This window comes from Nocardia sp. NPDC059691, from assembly GCF_042733915.1.
Lineage (GTDB): Bacteria > Actinomycetota > Actinomycetes > Mycobacteriales > Mycobacteriaceae > Nocardia > Nocardia sichangensis.
The window spans coordinates 264,529-282,541 of sequence record NZ_JBHWFB010000009.1 but is presented as its reverse complement, the minus strand read 5'-3'; the positions used below and the strand labels follow the sequence as shown (position 1 = coordinate 282,541).

The window sequence follows — 18,013 nt, the reverse complement described above, 5'->3', positions numbered from 1 at the left end:
TCCTGCCCGCGAAGCGCGGCGCACGGACGCCAACCACCGCGACCTCACCCGGGGGCCGGACGGCGCCGACATGTACCCTCACTCGCATGCCGGTGAGCGACGTGATGCAGGTACGCACCCGAATTCGCGCGATTCGTCATCGGAACGGCGCGGCCGGTCACCGGTTCCTGGCGGTCGTGGCCGGGTGTGCCGCGCTCGTGCTCGCGGGCTGCGGCGGCGCCACCGACGACTCCGCCTCCATCGTGCGCACCACCACCAACATCGCGGGCGCGGGCGTGGTGGGGCTGGAGCGCGACACCACCAAGGCCTGCGCGCTGCCGAGCGCGCCCGACCCGGCGGGCGGGGACACCCGCAGCGTCACCCATGCGGCGGGCGTGTCCGAGGTCCCCGCCGACCCGCAGCGCATCGTCGTGCTCAGCACTTCCGCGCTGGACGCCGTCTGCGCGGTCGGCCTGTGGGAGCGGGTCGTGGGGACGGTGACCCTCGACGGCCCGAGCCCGCAACCGGCCTATCTGGGCACCGGCGTGCTGAAGATCCCCGGCGTCGGCACCGCCGCGCAGCCGGACCCGGCCCGGATCGCAGCCCTGCATCCCGATCTGATTCTGGGCGAGAATCCCACGGGCACAGCGAGTTTCAGCGCGTTGCAAGCCATCGCACCGACCGTGCTTGTCGGTTCGAACAACAGCTGGCAAGCCGAGTTCGCCGCGTTCGCGGCGGGCATGGGACGGCGCGACGCGGCGGACACCGCACTGCAGAACTACCGCACCGAGGCGCGCGACACCGGCACCACGCTGGCGGCGGGCCAGACCCAGGCATCGATCCTCCGGTTCACCGCCGACGCCCAGCGGGTACAGGGCGGTGACAGCTTCTCCGGCCAGGTGCTCGCCGACGCGGGCGTGCAGCGTCCTGCCGCGCAGCGCGGCGTCTCGTTCGACGTGCGCGAGAGCGAGTTCGCCACCAAGGCGGAGGGCGACCTGATCTACGTGATCCTCGCGGGCCAGGAGGGCAAGAAACACGGTGAAGCGGTGCTGCGCACCGACGAGTGGAAGGAACTCGGCGCCGCCACCGATCGCCGGGTGTTCGCCGTGGAGGACAGCGTCTGGCACGGCGACGGCCTCACCGCCGCCCGCGCCCTGCTCACCGACCTGCGCAACACGCTCAACGGTTACGTGACCGACTGACCGCCCACCCCTTGGGTGAGGTTTCCCGCACCCTTGGAGTGCGCGGACCAGCGCTGGGGTTGCTGTCGAAAAGTCCGCTCGAGGACGAGATTCAGAGGTACGCCGAGAACCTCTCAATCGACCCCTAGGACACGACATGCACACGCTGACCGATTCGCTCGCCGACAACCTGTACTCCCTGCCGGTGGCACAGCCCGTCGCCGAGGTCGATCCGCACGCGGTCGTGGCATCCACCGCCGGTTGCGACCTGACCTACGCCGAGCTGGACCGCTGGTCCAATCGCCTGGCCCGGCTGCTGCTGCGCCTCGGCGCCGGACCCGGCACCCGGATCGCGGTCGCGATCGACCAGGCGATCGAGTCCGTCGTGGCCGAGCGGGCCGCCACCAAGATCGGCGCCATCGCCGTCCCGGTGACCGACGACGGCTCCTACGCGCTCGGCACCTCGGTGGGCGTCACCACCAAGGACCAGCAGCCCGAGTCCGCGGAAGCGATCACCTGGCTGGTGCTGGACGAGCGCTCCACTCTGCAGCGCTACCTGACCAGCTCCGCCGCCCCGCTGGGCGCGGCCGACCTGGATCTTCTCCCGAAAGCCGCCTGACCGGACACAACCCCTCCCCCGCGACCCGAACAGCGATGTTCGGGTCGCGCAGTGTGCCCAATACCCCCGCAGCGTCGACCGCGCCGGTTCAGAATTGAGTTGCCGCGTGCTGTGCGGCGGCAGGTACTACCGCTACCGCGGTGGCTACGGGCGGTCACTGCCGATCGGCCGGATCGCGGTCAGAACGTAGGACACGTCATGCAACAGCCTTCCCTTTCGGCGAAAGATTCCGACACAGTTCTTCCCGATGGGGCTTTCGCCCTATCGGCGGCACAGCGCGGCATCTGGTTCGCCCAGCACGTCGCCGGCGATACTCCGATCTCGATCGCCCAGTACGTCGAACTGAACGGTCCGATCGACCTCGACCTGCTCGCGCGGTCGGCGCGGCAGGCCGGGCGCGAGTTCGGCACCGGCTACCTGCGCCTGGTCGAGGTGGAGGGACATCCGTTCCAATTCGTCGACCCCACGCTCGACGACAGTCTGGAAACGCTGGACTTCCGTTCCGAACCCGATCCCGAGGCGGCCGCGCACGCGTGGATGCGCGCGGAGTACGAGGCCCCGCTGGAGCTGACCCGCGACCGGCTGGTGCGCATCGCCATGCTGCGCGTCGGCGCGGACCGCTGGTTCTGGTATTCGCGCATCCACCACATCGTGCTCGACGGCATGGGCGCGCTGACGATGGTGCAGCGCACCGGAGAGCTGTACAACGCCGCCGTCGAGGGCCGCGAAGCGTCGCCCGCGAAGGCCGAGGACCTGCGCAAGATCGTCGAGGCCGATCTGGCCTACCGCAGTTCCGAGCGGTTCGGCGCGGACCGGGAGCACTGGCAGGCGCATCTGGACGGCATGGCCGATCCGGTGAGCCTGGCCGGCCGCACCGCGGGCGTGGACGGGCATCCGCGGCGGGTCACCGGCGCGCTGCCCGCCGACACCGGCACCCTGCTGGACGCCGTCGCCGAGCAGGTGTCCTCCGGTGTCGCGCCGACCGTGGTCGCCGCCTTCGGCGCGTATCTGTCCGCGATGACCGGCGCGCCGGAAGTCGTGCTGAGCCTGCCGGTGTCCGCGCGCACCACCGCGACGCTGCGGCGTTCCGGCGGCATGATCGCCAACGTGGTCCCGCTGCGGCTGCGGCTGACGCCCGCCACGACCGTCGGCGACGTGATCCGGGCGGCCCAGGGCGAGCTGACCGGGGCGCTGCGGCGCCAGCGCTACCGGCAGGAGGACATCTTCCGCGATCTGGGCTGGCCGATGGACGAGGCCGGGTCGTTCGGCCCGTCGGTGAACCTGATGATGGTCGACACCAGAATCCAACTCGGCCCGGTGACCGGGCGGCTGCACGTGCTGACCTCCGGGTTGATCGACGACCTGTTCGTCAACCTGTATCCGGGCGTCGGCGGCGAGAGCACGCACATCGACTTCCAGGCCAACGGCAACCTCTACACCGAGGCCGAGCTGACCGGGCAGCATCGCCGCTTCCTTTCGTTCCTGCACCGTTTCCTGGCCGCCGGGCCGGACGCGCCGCTGGCGAGCGTGCCGGTGCTGTCGGACGACGAGCGCACCGGCTTCGCACCCGCCCGGGGACCCGCTGGCGTCGCGGCGCGGACGCTGCCCGCCCTCCTCGCCGAAGGCGCGGCCCGCGATCCGCTGGCGACCGCGCTGATGGAGGGCGAGACCGCGCTGACCTACCGTCAGGTCGACGAGTACACCAACCGGCTGGCCCGGGTGCTGATCGCCGCGGGCGCCGGGCCCGAGCGCACCGTGGCGATCTCCATCCCGCGGTCCATCGGGTCGGTGCTGGCGACGATCGCGGTGGCCAAGACCGGCGCGGCGTTCGTGCCGATCGACCCGACCTACCCCGCCGACCGGATCGAGCACATGGTCGGCGACAGCGGCGTCGTCGCGGGCATCACGACGGCGGCCGCGCGAAAGTCGTTGCCGCGCCGGGTGTCCTGGCTGTCGCTCGACGACGAGGGCACCGAACGGGCGATGGCCGAGCAGGATGCCGCGCCGCTGACCGACGCCGACCGCACCGCGGCGACGCACCCGGACCAGGCCGCGTACATCATCTACACCTCCGGTTCCACCGGGCTCCCGAAAGGCGTGCTCGTCCCGCACCGAGGGCTGGCCAACCTGGTGGCGAGTTCCGGCGCCGGATTCGGCATCGACGCCGAGTCCGTCGTCGCCCACGCCGTGTCGCCGAGTTTCGACATCTCGGTCGAGGAGATCCTGGTCACCCTGGCCACGGGCGCGACGCTGGCCGTGGTGCCGCCGTCGGCGTACGCGGGCGAGGAGCTGGCCCAGGTACTGCGCGCCCACCGCGTCACCCACCTCAACGTGACCCCGGCCGTCGTGGGTTCGCTGGACCCGGCGAGCCTGCCCGAGCTGCGTACCGTGATCGTGGGCGGCGACGCCTGCCCGCCCGAACTGGTGACCAAATGGGCGGGCCGGACCCTGTTGAACGGCTACGGGCCCACCGAGACCACCATCACCGTCACCCTCAGCGCCCCGCTGACGCCGGACGGTCCGGTCACCATCGGCAGTCTGGCCCGCGACGTGTCGGCGGTGGTCCTGGATCCGTGGCTGCGTCCGCTGCCGCCGGGCACCGTCGGGGAGCTCTACCTCGCCGGTCCCGGCGTCGCGCGCGGTTACCACCGGCGCAACGGGCTGACCGCCGACCGTTTCGTCGCCGACCCGTACGGCACGGGCGAGCGGATGTACCGCACCGGCGATCTCGTGCGCTGGGTGCACAACGACGGCCGCGTCGAACTGGAGTACCAGGGACGCAGCGACTTCCAGGTGAAGGTGCGCGGCTTCCGCATCGAGCTCGGCGAGATCGATGCCGCCTTGCAGCGGCAGCCCGACGTCGACTTCGCGCTCACCCTCGGCGTCGAAACAGGTTCGGGCGCCACCGCGCTCGTGTCGTACGTGCTGCCGGAGCCGGGTGCGCAGATCCACCCCGAGGCGCTGAAAGCCGCGGTAGGAGAGTCGCTTCCGGCCTACATGGTGCCCGCCGTGATCATGGTGCTCGACCGTCTTCCGCTCACGCCGCTCGGCAAGGTGGACCGCAAGGCGCTGCCCGCACCGGAATTCGGCGCGCGCACCACCGCGAGCAGGCCGCCGTCCACACCGCGCGAGGAGACGCTCGCCGCGCTGTTCGCGGAGGTGCTCGGCCTGGAATCGGTGGGAGTGGACGAGAGTTTCTTCGCGCTCGGCGGCGACAGCATCGTCTCGATCCAGCTGGTGTCGCGGGCGAAGGCGGCCGGGCTCGGGTTCGGCGCACGGGATGTCTTCGAGCGCAAGACCGTCGCCGCGCTAGCCGCGGTGGCCACCGATGTGCCGACCGGAGTCGTGCACGAGCTGCCCGGCGGCGGAGTCGGCGACGTAGAGCTGACGCCGATCGTGCACGCGATGCTCGAGACCGGTGACACCTGGCGGCGGTTCGCCCAAGCGGTGCTGATCGAGTTGCCGTCGGGCATGGAACGCACGGATCTCGTCGCCGCGCTCGCAGCGCTGTTCGACCGGCACGACCTGCTGCGTTCGACGCTGCGCCGCACCGGCGACGGCTGGAACTGGGTGGTCGCCGAGCCCGGTGCGGTGAACGCGGGCGCCCTGCTCGAAATCGTGCCCGCGGACGCTGATCTCGACGCGACCTGCGAGCGTGCGTTGCAGCGCGCCGCCGACCTGCTCGACCCGGAGGCCGGCGTGGTCGCGCGATTCGTGTGGATCGAGCGTGCCGACGCCGCCCCGCTGCTGTGGCTGGTGCTGCACCACCTCGTCACCGACGGCGTTTCCTGGCGGATCCTGCTGCCGGACCTCGCCACCGCCGCGCTGGGCGCCGAGCTCGCTCCGGTCGGCACCTCGTTCCGGCGCTGGGCGCACGGCCAGCGCGAGCACGCGGCCTCGCGCACCGGCGAACTGCCGTTGTGGCAACGTGTCCTGGCGACACCCGACCCCGCGCTCGGCTCGGCGCTGATGGACCCGGCCGTCGATGTGGTGAGCTCCATGGCGCACCTGACGACCGTCGTACCGCCGGACATCGCGCAGTCCGTGCTCACCACCGCGCCTGATCGTTTCCACTGCGGCGCCGACGACGTGCTGCTGGCAGCCCTCGCGCTGGCGGTGGCACGGTGGCGCGAGCGCAGCTCCACGCTGTTCACGCTGGAGGGCCACGGCCGCGCGGAAACCGTCCTGCCGGGCGCCGACGTGGCGCGCACGGTGGGCTGGTTCACCAGCGTCTACCCCGTCGCGGTCGATCTGACCGGCATCGACGTGGCGGACGCGTTCGCGGGCGGGGCCGCGGCGGGCGCCGCGATCAAGGCGACCAAGGAACAGCTGCGCGCGCTGCCGGACAAAGGCGTCGGATTCGGGATGCTCCGCTACCTGGTTCCGAGCACGGCGGCGGCGCTCGCGGACGCGCCCACCCCGCAGATCAGCTTCAACTACCTCGGGCGCGCGTCCACCGGCGGCGACGCGGAACCGTGGCTGCCGCGCCGGTTCGCCGCGACCCAGGACGACCGCGCGCCGCTGGCCGCCGCGGTCGACATCAACGCCGTGCTCACCGATGCCGGACTCGAGGTGACCTGGGGCTACGCCGGACGGCTTTTCGAGGAGGCGGATCTCGGCGAACTCGCCGCGCTGTGGGAGCAGGCGCTCGGCGCGCTGGCTCGGCATGTCGCGTCCGCGAGCGCGGGCGGACGCACACCGTCGGACTTCGATCTGGTCACCGTCACACAGGCGCAGATCGACGACTGGGAGCGCGCCTACCCGAACCTCGCCGACGTGTGGCCGCTCTCGCCACTGCAGTACGGCCTGCTCTTCCACGCGCTCTACGATTCCGACACCGCCGACGGCTACACGGTGCAGTCGCTGCTGACCTTGGCAGGCACCGTCGACGCGGCCCGGTTGCGCCGCGCCGCACAGGCTTTGGTGACCCGCCACGAGAACCTGCGCGTCGCCTTCGTCGAGACCGAGGACGGCCCGCGCCAGCTCGTCCTGGCCGACGCCGAGATCGACTGGCGGGAAGCGGATCTCAGCGGTATCGCCGGCGAGACCGAGCGCGCCGGGGAAGTCGACCGGTTGATCGCGGTGGACGCCCGCACCCGGTTCGAGCTCACCCGGCCCCCGCTGCTGCGCTGCACGCTCATCCGGATCGCCCCGGACACCTACCGTTTCGTGCTGACCAACCACCACCTGGTGCTGGACGGCTGGTCGACGCCGCTGCTGGTACGCGAACTGCTCACCCTCTACGTCACCGACGGTGACGCCGCGGCCCTGCCGCCCGCGCATTCCTATCGCGAGTTCCTGACCTGGTTGGAGACCAAGGACGACGCGGAATCCCTCGCCGCATGGACCGAGTCGCTGGCCGGTGTCGACACGCCGACCCGCGCGGTGCCCACCCTCGCCGGGATCGAATCGACCGAAACCGGCATGACCTCCGTCGACCTGGCCCGCGACACCGTCGCCGGGCTGGAGGCCACGGGCCGGGAAGCGGGCGCGACGGTGAACACCCTGGTGCAGGCCGCGTGGGCGATGCTGCTGGCCATGCTCACCGGACGCACCGACGTGGTGTTCGGCGGCACGGTCTCGGGACGGCCGCCGGAGCTGGCCGGGGTCGAGGAGATGGTCGGCCTGTTCATCAACACGCTGCCGGTGCGGGTGCGGCTGAATCCGGCGGAAAAGGTCGCCGACCTGCTCGCGCGCGTGCAGGCCGAGCAGGCGCGGCTGATGGACCATCAGCACGTCGGATTGGCCGCCATCCACCAGGCGGTCGGCCTCGCCGAATTGTTCGACACGCTCACCGTATTCGAGTCCTATCCCATCGACCGCGAAGCGCTGTCGCAGGCGCTGGACATCGCGGGCATGCGGGTGCTCGACGTGGAGGGCACCGACGCGACGCCGTACCCGCTGAACCTCATGGTCATCCCGCTGCGCGGCGACGACGGCCGGGACACGCTGCGGATCACGCTGAAGTACATGGCCGACCAGCTTCCGGCGGAGGAGGCCCGGCCGCTGCTGGATCGCTTCGTCCGGCTGCTGACCCAACTCGGGGACAACCCGCACGCGCTGGTCTCCCAGTTGCAATACTGCGACGACGCCGAGCGCGCCGCGCTGGCGCCGGTACGCGGCCCGGAGTCCGTGCCGCCCGCCACGCTGCCCGAGCTGCTCACCGCGGGCGCGCGCATCGATCCGGACGCGATCGCGATCACCGCGGGCGAGCTCACCATGTCCTACGCCGAACTCGACGCCTGGTCCAACCGCTTCGCCCGGGTACTGCTGCGCCGCGGCGTCGGGCGGGAGGTGTTCGTCGTGCTGGCGCTCACCCGTTCGCTGGAGTCGGTGGTCGCCGTGTGGGCGCTGGCCAAGACCGGCGCGGCGTTCGCTCCGCTGGACCCGAACTACCCGGTGGAACGCATCGAGCATATGCTCAGCGACTCCAAGGCCCCGATCGGCGTGACGGTCACCGCGACCGGCGAGACGCTTCCCGGCACGATCGACTGGCTGCTGCTCGACGACCTGAACACCATCCGCCGGGTGATGACGGTGTCCGAAGCGCCGATCACCGACGAGGAGCGCGGCGGCCCGATCGACCTCGATCAGACGGCGTACCTGATCTACACCTCCGGCTCCACCGGCAAGCCCAAGGCCGTGCTGCTCAGCCATCGCGGCATCGCGAATCTCGTAACCGCGCAACGGGAGACGCTCGCGCTCGACCACACCACCAGCGCGCTGCAAGTGGCCTCGCCGAGTTTCGACGCCTCGGTGTTCGAACTGCTCATCGCGCACGGCGCGGGCGGCAGGCTGGTGGTGTCGCCGCCGGATGTCTACGGCGGGACGGAACTGGAGACGCTGCTGCGCACCCAGCGCGTCACCCACGCCGTGATCACGCCGTCGGCGCTGGCCACCATGGAACCCGCCGGGCTGGAACACTTGCGCGTCCTCGCGGTCGCGGGCGAGGCGGCGACGCCGGAGCTGATCGAGCGGTGGGCGCCGGGCAGGCGGATGGTGAACCTGTACGGCCCCACCGAGTTCAGCATCTGGGCGACCGGGCCGGGCGAACTCGTCAGCGGCGAGCCGATCACGATCGGCGGCCCCATCCGCGGCGCGGACACCGTGGTGCTGGACGCCTGGCTGCGTCCCGTGCCCATGGGAGTGCCCGGTGAGCTGTACCTCGCGGGTCCCGCGCTCGCGCGCGGCTATTTCAACCGGTTCGAGATGACCGCGAGCAGGTTCGTCGCCGACCCCTTCGGCGAACCCGGCGAGCGGATGTACCGCACCGGCGACATGGTGCGCTGGGTCGACAACGGCGCCGGTCCCGAGCTGGAGTACCTGGGCCGCAGCGATTTCCAGGTCAAGATCCGCGGCCTGCGCATCGAGCTGGGCGAGATCGACGCGGTGCTCTCCCGCGACGACGAGGTCGAATACGCGGTGACCATCGGGCGCACCGGCCCCGCCGGGACGACCGTGCTGGTCTCCTACGTGCTGCCCGTCGAAGGCGCGCGGCTTGACGTCGAGCGGCTGCGCGCGCAGGTGGCCGCCGAACTGCCGGGCTACATGGTGCCCGGTTACCTCGTCGTACTGGAGACTATCCCGCTCACCCCGGTCGGCAAGCTGGATCGCAAAGCCCTTCCGGCGCCGGACTTCTCCGACAGCCACCGGCCCTACCTCGCGCCCCGCGGACCCGTCGAGGAGGCGGTGGCCGCCGTGTTCGGCGAAGTGCTCGAACGGGAGCGCGTCGGCGTCGACCAGTCGTTCTTCGAACTCGGCGGCAACTCGCTGAGCGCGACCAAGGTGGTGGCGCGAGTGAACGCGGCGCTCGGCTCGCGGATCGCGCTGCGTGATCTGTTCGACGCGCCGACCGTGGCCCAGCTCTCCGCCCGGGTGGTGCCCGCCACCGGCGCCGCGCCGGGCGGGTTCGGCCTCGCGCCCCGCATCCGGCCGGACCGGGTTCCGCTGTCTCCCGCACAACAGCGCATGTGGGTGCTCAATCGGATGGATCCGGCTTCCGCCGCCTACAACATCGCGGTGGCACTGCGGCTCACCGGAGAGCTGGACGTCCATGCGCTGCGCGCGGCGCTCGTCGACGTCGTGGACCGGCACGAGAGCCTGCGCACGCTCTACCCCGCCGACGCGGAAGGGCCGCGTCAAGTCGTGGTCGACGCCGACGTGGCCGTGCCAGCGATGCCGGTGACCGACACCGAGGACGGCGCGGAACTGCGGGAGCGGATCGCCGAATTGGCGGGAACCGGCTTCGATCTCGCCACCCAGCCGCCGCTGCGGGTCGGCCTGTTCCGGATCCACGGCGACGTCGAGCCCTCCGCGAGTGCGGGACCGGTGTCGTCGGCCCCTTCCACCGGCGAAGCGCCGATCTCGTCCGGGCCCGTGAGCGCGACCGCACCGGTCTCATCGAGTTACACCGCGAGTTCCGGCGAGATCGCCGCCGCCACGCCGCCGGTGCACGTCGTCGTGCTGGTGGTGCACCACATCAGCGCCGACGGCGCGTCGATGGCGCCACTGGCCGCCGACCTGGTCGCCGCCTACTCCGAACGGTCCGCGGGCGGGCACGCCGTCCGTGTCCCGCTGCCGGTGCAGTACGCCGATTTCGCGCTGTGGCACCGCGAGGTGCTCGGCGACGAGGCGAATCCGGAATCGTTGGCGGCGCGGCAGATCGAGTTCTGGCGCGCGACCCTGGCCGGCGCGCCCGACGTGCTGGAACTGCCCTCCGACCGGCCACGCCCCGCGGTGCAGACCATGCACAGCGCCGACTTCGGCTTCACCGTCGACGCCGAGACGCACCGAGCGCTGGTGGATTTCGCCACCGCGCACCACGTCAGCCCGTTCATGGTGGTGCACGCGGCGCTCGCGGTGCTGCTCGCGCGCCTCGCCACCACCGACGACGTGCTGATCGGCACCCCGGTCGCCGGACGCGGCGAGGAAGCGCTGGACCAGCTCGTCGGCATGTTCGTCAACACCCTGGCACTGCGCACCCCGGTCGATCCGGGCGCGGGCTTCGCCGCGTTCCTGGACACCGTCCGGTCCACTGACCTGGACGCCTTCGCCAACGCGGACGTGCCGTTCGAGCGGCTGGTCCAGGTGCTGGATCCGGCTCGCTCGACCGCGCACCACCCGCTGTTCCAGGTCTCGCTGTCGCTGCAGAACTTCGTCGAACCCGTGCTGGAACTGCCCGGCCTGCGGTTCGAGGTGGAGGACTTCGAGCGCGACGCCTCCCAGTTCGACCTGACCTTGGATCTGCGCGAGCGCTTCGCCGCAGGCGGTCCGGCGGGCATCGAGGCCGTGCTGACCTACGCCACGGATCTGTTCGACGAGGCGACGGTGGCCGCGTTCGCCACCCGGTGGCGGCGCGTGCTCGCTGCGGTGCTGGCGCGGCCCGAGGTACGCATCGCCGATATCGACATTCTCGACGACACCGAACGGGCCACGTTGGTACCCGTGCGTGGCCCCGCCGCGGCGGCGACCACGATCCTGCCGGACCTGCTGGCCGAGACCGTGCGGCGGTACCCGGACCGCATCGCCTTGGTGTCCGACGGGCAGACCACCACCTATGCCGAGATCGACGCGCACGCCAATCGCCTGGCCCGAGTGTTGCTCGAGTCGGGCGGCGGTCCGGAAACCGTGGTCGCGCTGGGGCTGCCGCGTTCGCCGGAACTGCTCATCGGCATGTGGGCCGCGGCGAAAGCGGGGGCGGCGTTCCTTCCGGTCGATCCGAAGCACCCGGTCGAGCGCATCGATCACATGCTCACCGACTCCGGCGCGACGCTCGGGCTGACCCTCGCCGTGTTCCGGCCCATGCTGCCCGACAGCACGAACTGGCTGGTGCTCGACGACCTCGCGCTCGTCGAGCGGTGGAGCGCCGCGAGCAGCCGGCCGCTGGGCGAGCGTGAGCTGCCGGGCCCCATCCGGCCGGACAACGCGGCGTGGATGATCTACACCTCCGGCTCCACCGGCACACCGAAGGGCGTCTCGGTATCCCATCGTGGCATCGCGGATCTTGTTTCAGCGCAACGAGTTTCGCTCGGCCTGGACGAGCGCTCCCGGGTGCTGCAGGTGGCGTCACCGAGTTTCGACGCGTCGGTGTTCGAGGCGATCATGGCGTTCGGTTCCGGCGGCGCGTCGGTCGTGGCACCGCCGGAGGTGTTCGGCGGCGGCGCGCTGGCGGAGCTGATCGACACCGAACAGGTCAGCCACATGGTGATCACGCCATCCGCGCTGGCGACCCTCGACCCCGCCGAGGTGACCAGCGTCCGGGTGCTCGCGGTGGCAGGCGAGGCGGTCGGCGCGGAACTGGTCGAGCGCTGGGCCACCGGACGCACCATGGTCAACCTGTACGGACCCACCGAATCGACTATCTGGGCAACAGGTTCGGCGCCGCTGGCGGTGGGCGCCCCGGTAACCATCGGCGCGCCGGTGCAGGGCGCGCAGGTGCTGGTCCTCGACGACCGGTTGCGCCCGGTCCCGTTCGGCGTGGCGGGCGAGCTGTATCTCGCCGGGCCGTCGCTGGCGCGCGGGTACCACGCGCGGCCGAGTCTGACCGCTGCCCGCTTCGTCGCCGGTCCCTTCGGCACGGCGGGTGAACGGATGTATCGCACCGGCGATCTGGTGCGCTGGATCCGCGGCGACTCCGGACCCGAACTGGAGTACCTGGGCCGCACCGACTTCCAGGTCAAAGTGCGCGGACAGCGGATCGAGCTGGGCGAGATCGACGCGGTGCTCGGCCGCGCCGACGGCGTGGACTTCGCGGTGACGCTCGGCGTACCCGGCCCCACCGGGGCCACCGCGCTGGCCGCCTACCTGGTCCGCACGCCCGGCTCCGAGCTCGACGTGGCGAAGGTGCGCGCCTTCGCCGCCGACATCCTGCCCGGCTATATGGTGCCCTCGGCGTTCGTCGTGCTGGACGAGATCCCGCTCAACGCGGTCGGCAAGCTGGACCGCAAGGCGCTGCCCGCGCCGGAGTTCCGCGCCGACCGCACCGAGTACCGCGCGCCCGAAACGCCGACCGAACAGCAGCTGGCCGCGATCTTCGGCGAGTTGCTGGGGGTGGCGCTGGTGGGCGCCGACGACTCGTTCTTCGCGCTGGGCGGCGACAGCATCCTGGCGATCCAGCTGGTGTCGCGCGCCAAGCAGCAGGGCATCACCTGCACCCCGCTGCAGGTGTTCGAGCACCGCACGGTGGCGGCGCTGGCCGCGGCCGTCGACGCGGCGGGCGCCGCGGTGACGTTGGACGAGCTGCCCGGCGGCGGCGTCGGCGAACTGCCGCTCACGCCGATCGCGCACTACATGCTGGAGCGCGGCGGAAACCACGACCGCTTCGCCCAGACGGCGGTCCTGGAGCTACCGGTCGGCATCGAGCGGTCGCAGATCGTCACCGTGCTCGCCGCCGCGGTGGACCGGCACGACATGCTGCGCGCCCGGCTGGTGACCGACGGCGCGGACGGGCCGCGCATACTGGTCGGCTCCCCCGGATCGGTCGACGTGGACGCGCTGGTGCACCGCGTCGAGTTCACCGCCGTCGACCCGATCGAACTGCACGAGTTCGCCATGACGGAGTTGGACGCCGCCGCCGACCGGCTCGACCCGGCCAACGGCACGGTGCTGCAATTCATCTGGCTCGACCCGGTCGGCGACGCGGGCTCGCGCACCCGATCGGGCCGGTTGATCGTGCTGGCGCACCACTTGGTGATCGACGGGGTGTCCTGGCGCATCCTGATCCCGGACCTGGTGGCCGCGTGGGCCCAGGTGTCGGCGGGCGCCACCCCGGTGCTGGCGGAGACCGGAACCTCGATGCGCCGGTGGGCCCACGCGCTGACCGAGGAGGCGCACTCCGAACAGCGGGTCGCCGAATTGGCGTACTGGCACGACGTGCTCGCCGGACCCGACCCGCTGATCGGGGGCCGGGAACTCGATCCCGCCGTCGACCGGACCGGCACGCTGCGCATGGTCGAGCGAGAGGTGTCCGCCGAGGTCACCACCGCGCTGCTCACCACCCTGCCCGGCTTGTTCCAGGGCAGCGTCAACGACACGCTGCTGGCCACCTTGGCGCTGGCCTTGGTGCGCTGGCGCGCCGGTGACCCGTCGGCGCTGCTGCGCCTGGAAGGTCACGGCCGTCAGGAAGAAGTGGTGCCCGGCGCCGATCTGTCCCGCACCGTCGGCTGGTTCACCAGCATCTACCCGGTGCGCCTCGATCTGGCACAGATCGACATCGACGACGCGCTGGCCGGTGGACCCGCGTTGGGCGCCGCGATCCGCGCCGTGAAGCACCAATTGCTCGCGGTGCCCGACAAAGGCATCGGCTTCGGCCTGCTGCGCTATCTCAACGCCGAGACCGCGCGGCAGTTGCCGCGGCGGCTGCCGGGCCGGGTCGGCTTCAACTACCTGGGCCGGTACTCCACCGGAGACATCCCGGCCGGACTCGAGGGCCTGGGCTGGCTGCCGACCGACGAACTGGGCGACGTGCACGTCGCCGAAGACCCCGGCGTGCCGCTGCAATCGGCGATCGACGTGAACGCGGTCGTGATCGGCGACCGGTTGCGGGCGAGCTTCGGCTTCCCGTCCACGCTGCTCGACCAGGACGAGGTCGCCGAACTGGCCGATCTGTGGATCGACGCCCTGAGCGCCGCGGCCCGGTTCGCCCATACCCCGGCGGCGCGGACCGCCGCCGAGGAAGAAGCGGCGGCCACGGCGTCTCCGGCCGTGCCCGCGGCGGGCGGCCTCGGGTTGGACGTGGTGCTGCCGATCCGGCTCGGGGGCGAGCAACCCGCGCTGTTCTGCATCCACCCGTCGTCCGGGATGTCCTGGACGTACCTGGGATTCGCCGACGCGCTCGCACCCGGCCGCCCGATCTACGGGCTGCAAGCGCCCGACCTCGGCGGCCACGAACCGCCCGCGCGCTCGATCGACGAGTTCGCCGAGCGGTACGTGCGGGAGATCCGTGCCCTGCAACCCGAGGGGCCGTACCACCTGCTCGGCTGGTCGTTCGGCGGCCTCATCGCCCACGCGGCGGCGGCGAAGCTGAAGGCCGAAGGCGCCGAGGTGGGCGTGGTCGCGCTGCTGGACGCCGACACCGCCGACATCGACGGCGACAGTATCGAACGGCTCACCGCGGGCTCGTTCGTGAACACCTTCGGCGCGGTGTTCGGCATCCACGACGTCCCCGCGGACGCGACCGCGCAGCAGGCGGCCGATCTGATCCGCGAACGGCTCGGCGTGTCGCTGATCGACGCCGCGACGCTCGAGCGCATGGCCGCGTCCTACAACGCCGCCGCGCGGACCAGAACCGGTTACCGCCGTCCGGTGTTCGACGGCGACATCGTGTACTTCAGCGCGATCGTCGACACCTCCGACATCTTCGGTCCGGACGGCTGGGGGCCGTACGTGACCGGCGAGATCATCAACCACGACATCGAGGCGACCCACGACGAACTGACCGCGCCGCACGTGCTGCCGGTCGTCGCGCGCGTGCTCGATGCACATCTGGGAGGCCGAGGATGAATTCCGACCAAGGAGTCGTAGTCGAAGGGATCGAGAAATCCTTCGGCGCGGTCAAGGCATTGCGCGGAGTCGACTTCGCGGCCGAGCCGGGCGAGGTGCTCGGCATTCTGGGACCGAACGGCGCGGGCAAGACCACCATGGTGAACGTGCTGTCCACGCTGGTCCGGCCGGATCGCGGCCGGGCGACGGTCGCCGGGTACGACGTGCTGGCCGATCCCGCGGCTGTCCGCCGCAGCATCATGCTGACCGGCCAGTACGCCGCGCTGGACGACATGCTCAGCGGCTACGAGAACCTGGTGATGTTCGGCAGGCTGATGGGCCTGCGCAAGCGGACCGCCCGCGCCCGCGCGGACGAACTGCTCGCCGAGTTCGACCTCGAACGCGCGGCGGGCCGCCGGGTCGGCACCTACTCCGGCGGCATGCGCAGGCGCATCGACATCGCCTGCGGTCTGGTCGTGCGGCCCGACGTGGTGTTCCTGGACGAGCCGACCACCGGCCTGGATCCGCGCAGCAGGCAAGGGGTGTGGGATCTGGTCGCCGGCTTCAAGAAGGCGGGCATCACCACCCTGCTCACCACCCAGTACCTGGAGGAGGCCGACGCGCTCAGCGACCGGATCATCGTCATCGATCACGGCGTGGTGATCGCCCAGGGCACCGCCGACGAGTTGAAGGCGCGCACCGGCGGCAGCTACTGCGAGGTGGTGCCGCTGAATCTGCGGGACCTGCCCGCTATCGCCGCCGCGCTGGGCCACCTGTTGCCGCAGGAGAATCGGGACGCGCTCGGTCCCGATTCCGATCGGATCGCCATACCGGCCCCGGACGGTGCGAAGACACTGCTGGAGGCGCTGCGCAGGCTGGACAGCGCGGGTTTCGATCTCGTGGACGTCGCACTGCGTCGCCCCTCGCTCGACGACGTATTCCTCCAGCTGACCGGGCATCTGGCGACGACGGAAGAGATCGCACGGCGGGAGGCCGCGTCGTGACGGCGGCGGCGACCTGGCTCAGCCAGACCCGTGCCACGCCGCTGCGGCCGCAGCAGTGGTGGGTGCTGACCACCCGGTTGATCGCACCGTCGATGCGAACCGGCGAGGTGCTCACCTCGGTGCTCGCGCCCGTGACGTTCACCGCCAGCTTCTTCATCCCGCTGAAGACCATCATGACCGTCATCGGCACGGGGTTCAGCAGCTACGCGCAGTACATGATGCCGCTGGTCATCCTGCAGGCCGCCGCGTTCACCGCAGTCTCGGCGGCCTTCCGCGCCGCCACCGACTCCGTGGCCGGGCTGAACCGGCGTTTCGGCTCGATGCCGATCGGCCCGCTGGTCCCGGTCACCGCGCGCCTCGCCGGCAGCGTCTTCCGCCTGATCATCGCCTTGATCAGCGGGTTGATCTGTGGATACGTCATCGGGTTCCGCTTCTACCTCAGCCCCGCCCACACAGTCGGCTTCGTGTTGTTCTCGGTGCTCGTCGGGATCGCGCTGATCTGGGGCGGGGATGTGATCGGCACCTTGTCGCACAACCCGGAGGCGACGGCGCAGGCGCTGGTGTTGCCGCCGCTGATCCTGGGCATGCTGTCCACCGGGATCGCGCCTGCCGATCAGTTCCCGGAATGGGTGCAGCCGTTCGTGCGCAATCAGCCGGTGTCGCAGTGGGCCATCGCCTTGCGGGCGTTGGCCGGGGACAAGGGGCCGAACGCGGGTGAGGTGACCTGGTCGCTGATGGGTCCGCCGTTGGTCTGGGCGCTGGGCTATCTGGCCAGCTCCATCCTGCTGTCGATGCGGCTGAGCTCGAGGAGGGCGTGATGGCGCTGTTGACCGAACACTCGGACGAGTTGCTCACCGGCTCGGAGATATCGGGGTCGGCACTGGTGCGGCACACGCTGATCCAGACCCATCGACTGCTGCTGCGCTGGGCGCGCAACCCGGTCACGCTGTTGGAGACGCTGATCATCCCGTGCCTACTGCTGATCATGCTGAACACCGTCATCGGCGGGCAGATCCGGAAGTTCACCGGCGAGAGCGCGCTGTACGGCTCGGTGCCCTTGGTCGCTCTGGTCGGCGCGCTCTCCGGCGCGGTCGCGGGAGGTGTCCTGCTCGGCCGCGAACGCGACGCGGGCCTGCTCGCCCGCTTCTGGGTGCTGCCCGTGCACCGTGCCTCCGGACTCGCCTCGCGGGTGCTCGCCGAGGGCTGCCGCATTTTCGCGTGCACCGTCTCCGTCGTGCTGGTGGGCTTCGTGCTCGGATTCCGCTTCCACGAAGGTGTCGCGGCGACGATCGTCTTCCTGTTCCTCCCGACGTTCTTCGGCGTGGCCTTCGCCACCATCGTCACCTCGGTCGCCGTGTTCACCGCGAAATCGACTCTGGTGGAGAGCATCACGATCCTCACCTCACTGATGATGTTCTTCAGCACCGGCTTCGTGCCGCTGGTCGCCTTCCCGAAATGGATCCAGCCGGTGGTGCACAACCAACCCATGTCGGTGGGCGTCGACGCCATGCGCGCGCTCGCCTACGGCGGGCCGCTCGCGCGCCCGCTCACCCTCACCGCCGTGTGGTCGCTCGGCGCGATCGTCGTGTTCGCGGTGCCCGCGAGCATCGGCTACCGCAGGGCCAGCAGGCGCTGAGCCGCGCAGCGAACCCGGCGGTCGCCCGCCGCGGTGACCGGCGGCCCCCGCGCCCGACCGCCACGGGCCAGGGGCCGAGCCACGGCGGCTCACCGCTTGCCGCACAATAGGGGGC

The 18,013-nt window shown here is 71.3% G+C and carries 6 protein-coding genes; all 6 read left to right on the top strand.

Annotation, left to right across the window (positions count from 1 at the left end; translation table 11 throughout):
- The first annotated feature begins 86 nt into the window (after positions 1-86).
- On the top strand, positions 87-1,181 hold the full coding sequence (locus ACFV2O_RS21575; RefSeq protein ID WP_379253323.1) for an ABC transporter substrate-binding protein: 1,095 nt from the start codon (positions 87-89) through the stop codon (positions 1,179-1,181).
- A 136-nt stretch (positions 1,182-1,317) separates the two neighbouring features.
- On the top strand, positions 1,318-1,779 hold the full coding sequence (locus ACFV2O_RS21570) for an AMP-binding protein (protein ID WP_355078758.1): 462 nt from the start codon (positions 1,318-1,320) through the stop codon (positions 1,777-1,779).
- A 198-nt stretch (positions 1,780-1,977) separates the two neighbouring features.
- Positions 1,978-15,279: an amino acid adenylation domain-containing protein gene (locus ACFV2O_RS21565; protein WP_379253322.1), complete on the top strand. Its 13,302-nt coding sequence runs from the start codon at positions 1,978-1,980 to the stop codon at positions 15,277-15,279.
- Positions 15,276-16,262 (top strand): ATP-binding cassette domain-containing protein, encoded by a 987-nt coding sequence (locus tag ACFV2O_RS21560; protein ID WP_355078756.1) that lies wholly within the window; start codon positions 15,276-15,278, stop codon positions 16,260-16,262. The genes ACFV2O_RS21565 and ACFV2O_RS21560 overlap by 4 nt, the downstream gene beginning before the upstream one ends.
- Positions 16,259-17,080, top strand: coding sequence for an antibiotic transporter (locus ACFV2O_RS21555; protein WP_379253321.1), 822 nt, complete (start codon positions 16,259-16,261; stop codon positions 17,078-17,080). The genes ACFV2O_RS21560 and ACFV2O_RS21555 overlap by 4 nt, the downstream gene beginning before the upstream one ends.
- Complete coding sequence (locus ACFV2O_RS21550) at positions 17,080-17,898, top strand: ABC transporter permease (protein ID WP_379253320.1); 819 nt, start codon at positions 17,080-17,082, stop codon at positions 17,896-17,898. The genes ACFV2O_RS21555 and ACFV2O_RS21550 overlap by 1 nt, the downstream gene beginning before the upstream one ends.
- The last annotated feature ends 115 nt before the right edge of the window (positions 17,899-18,013 follow it).

Coding starts and splice junctions, on each gene's coding strand:
- ACFV2O_RS21575 (WP_379253323.1), top strand. CDS start 87: ATGCCGGTGAGCGACGTGATGCAGGTACGCACCCGAATTCGCGCGATT.
- ACFV2O_RS21570 (WP_355078758.1), top strand. CDS start 1,318: ATGCACACGCTGACCGATTCGCTCGCCGACAACCTGTACTCCCTGCCG.
- ACFV2O_RS21565 (WP_379253322.1), top strand. CDS start 1,978: ATGCAACAGCCTTCCCTTTCGGCGAAAGATTCCGACACAGTTCTTCCC.
- ACFV2O_RS21560 (WP_355078756.1), top strand. CDS start 15,276: ATGAATTCCGACCAAGGAGTCGTAGTCGAAGGGATCGAGAAATCCTTC.
- ACFV2O_RS21550 (WP_379253320.1), top strand. CDS start 17,080: ATGGCGCTGTTGACCGAACACTCGGACGAGTTGCTCACCGGCTCGGAG.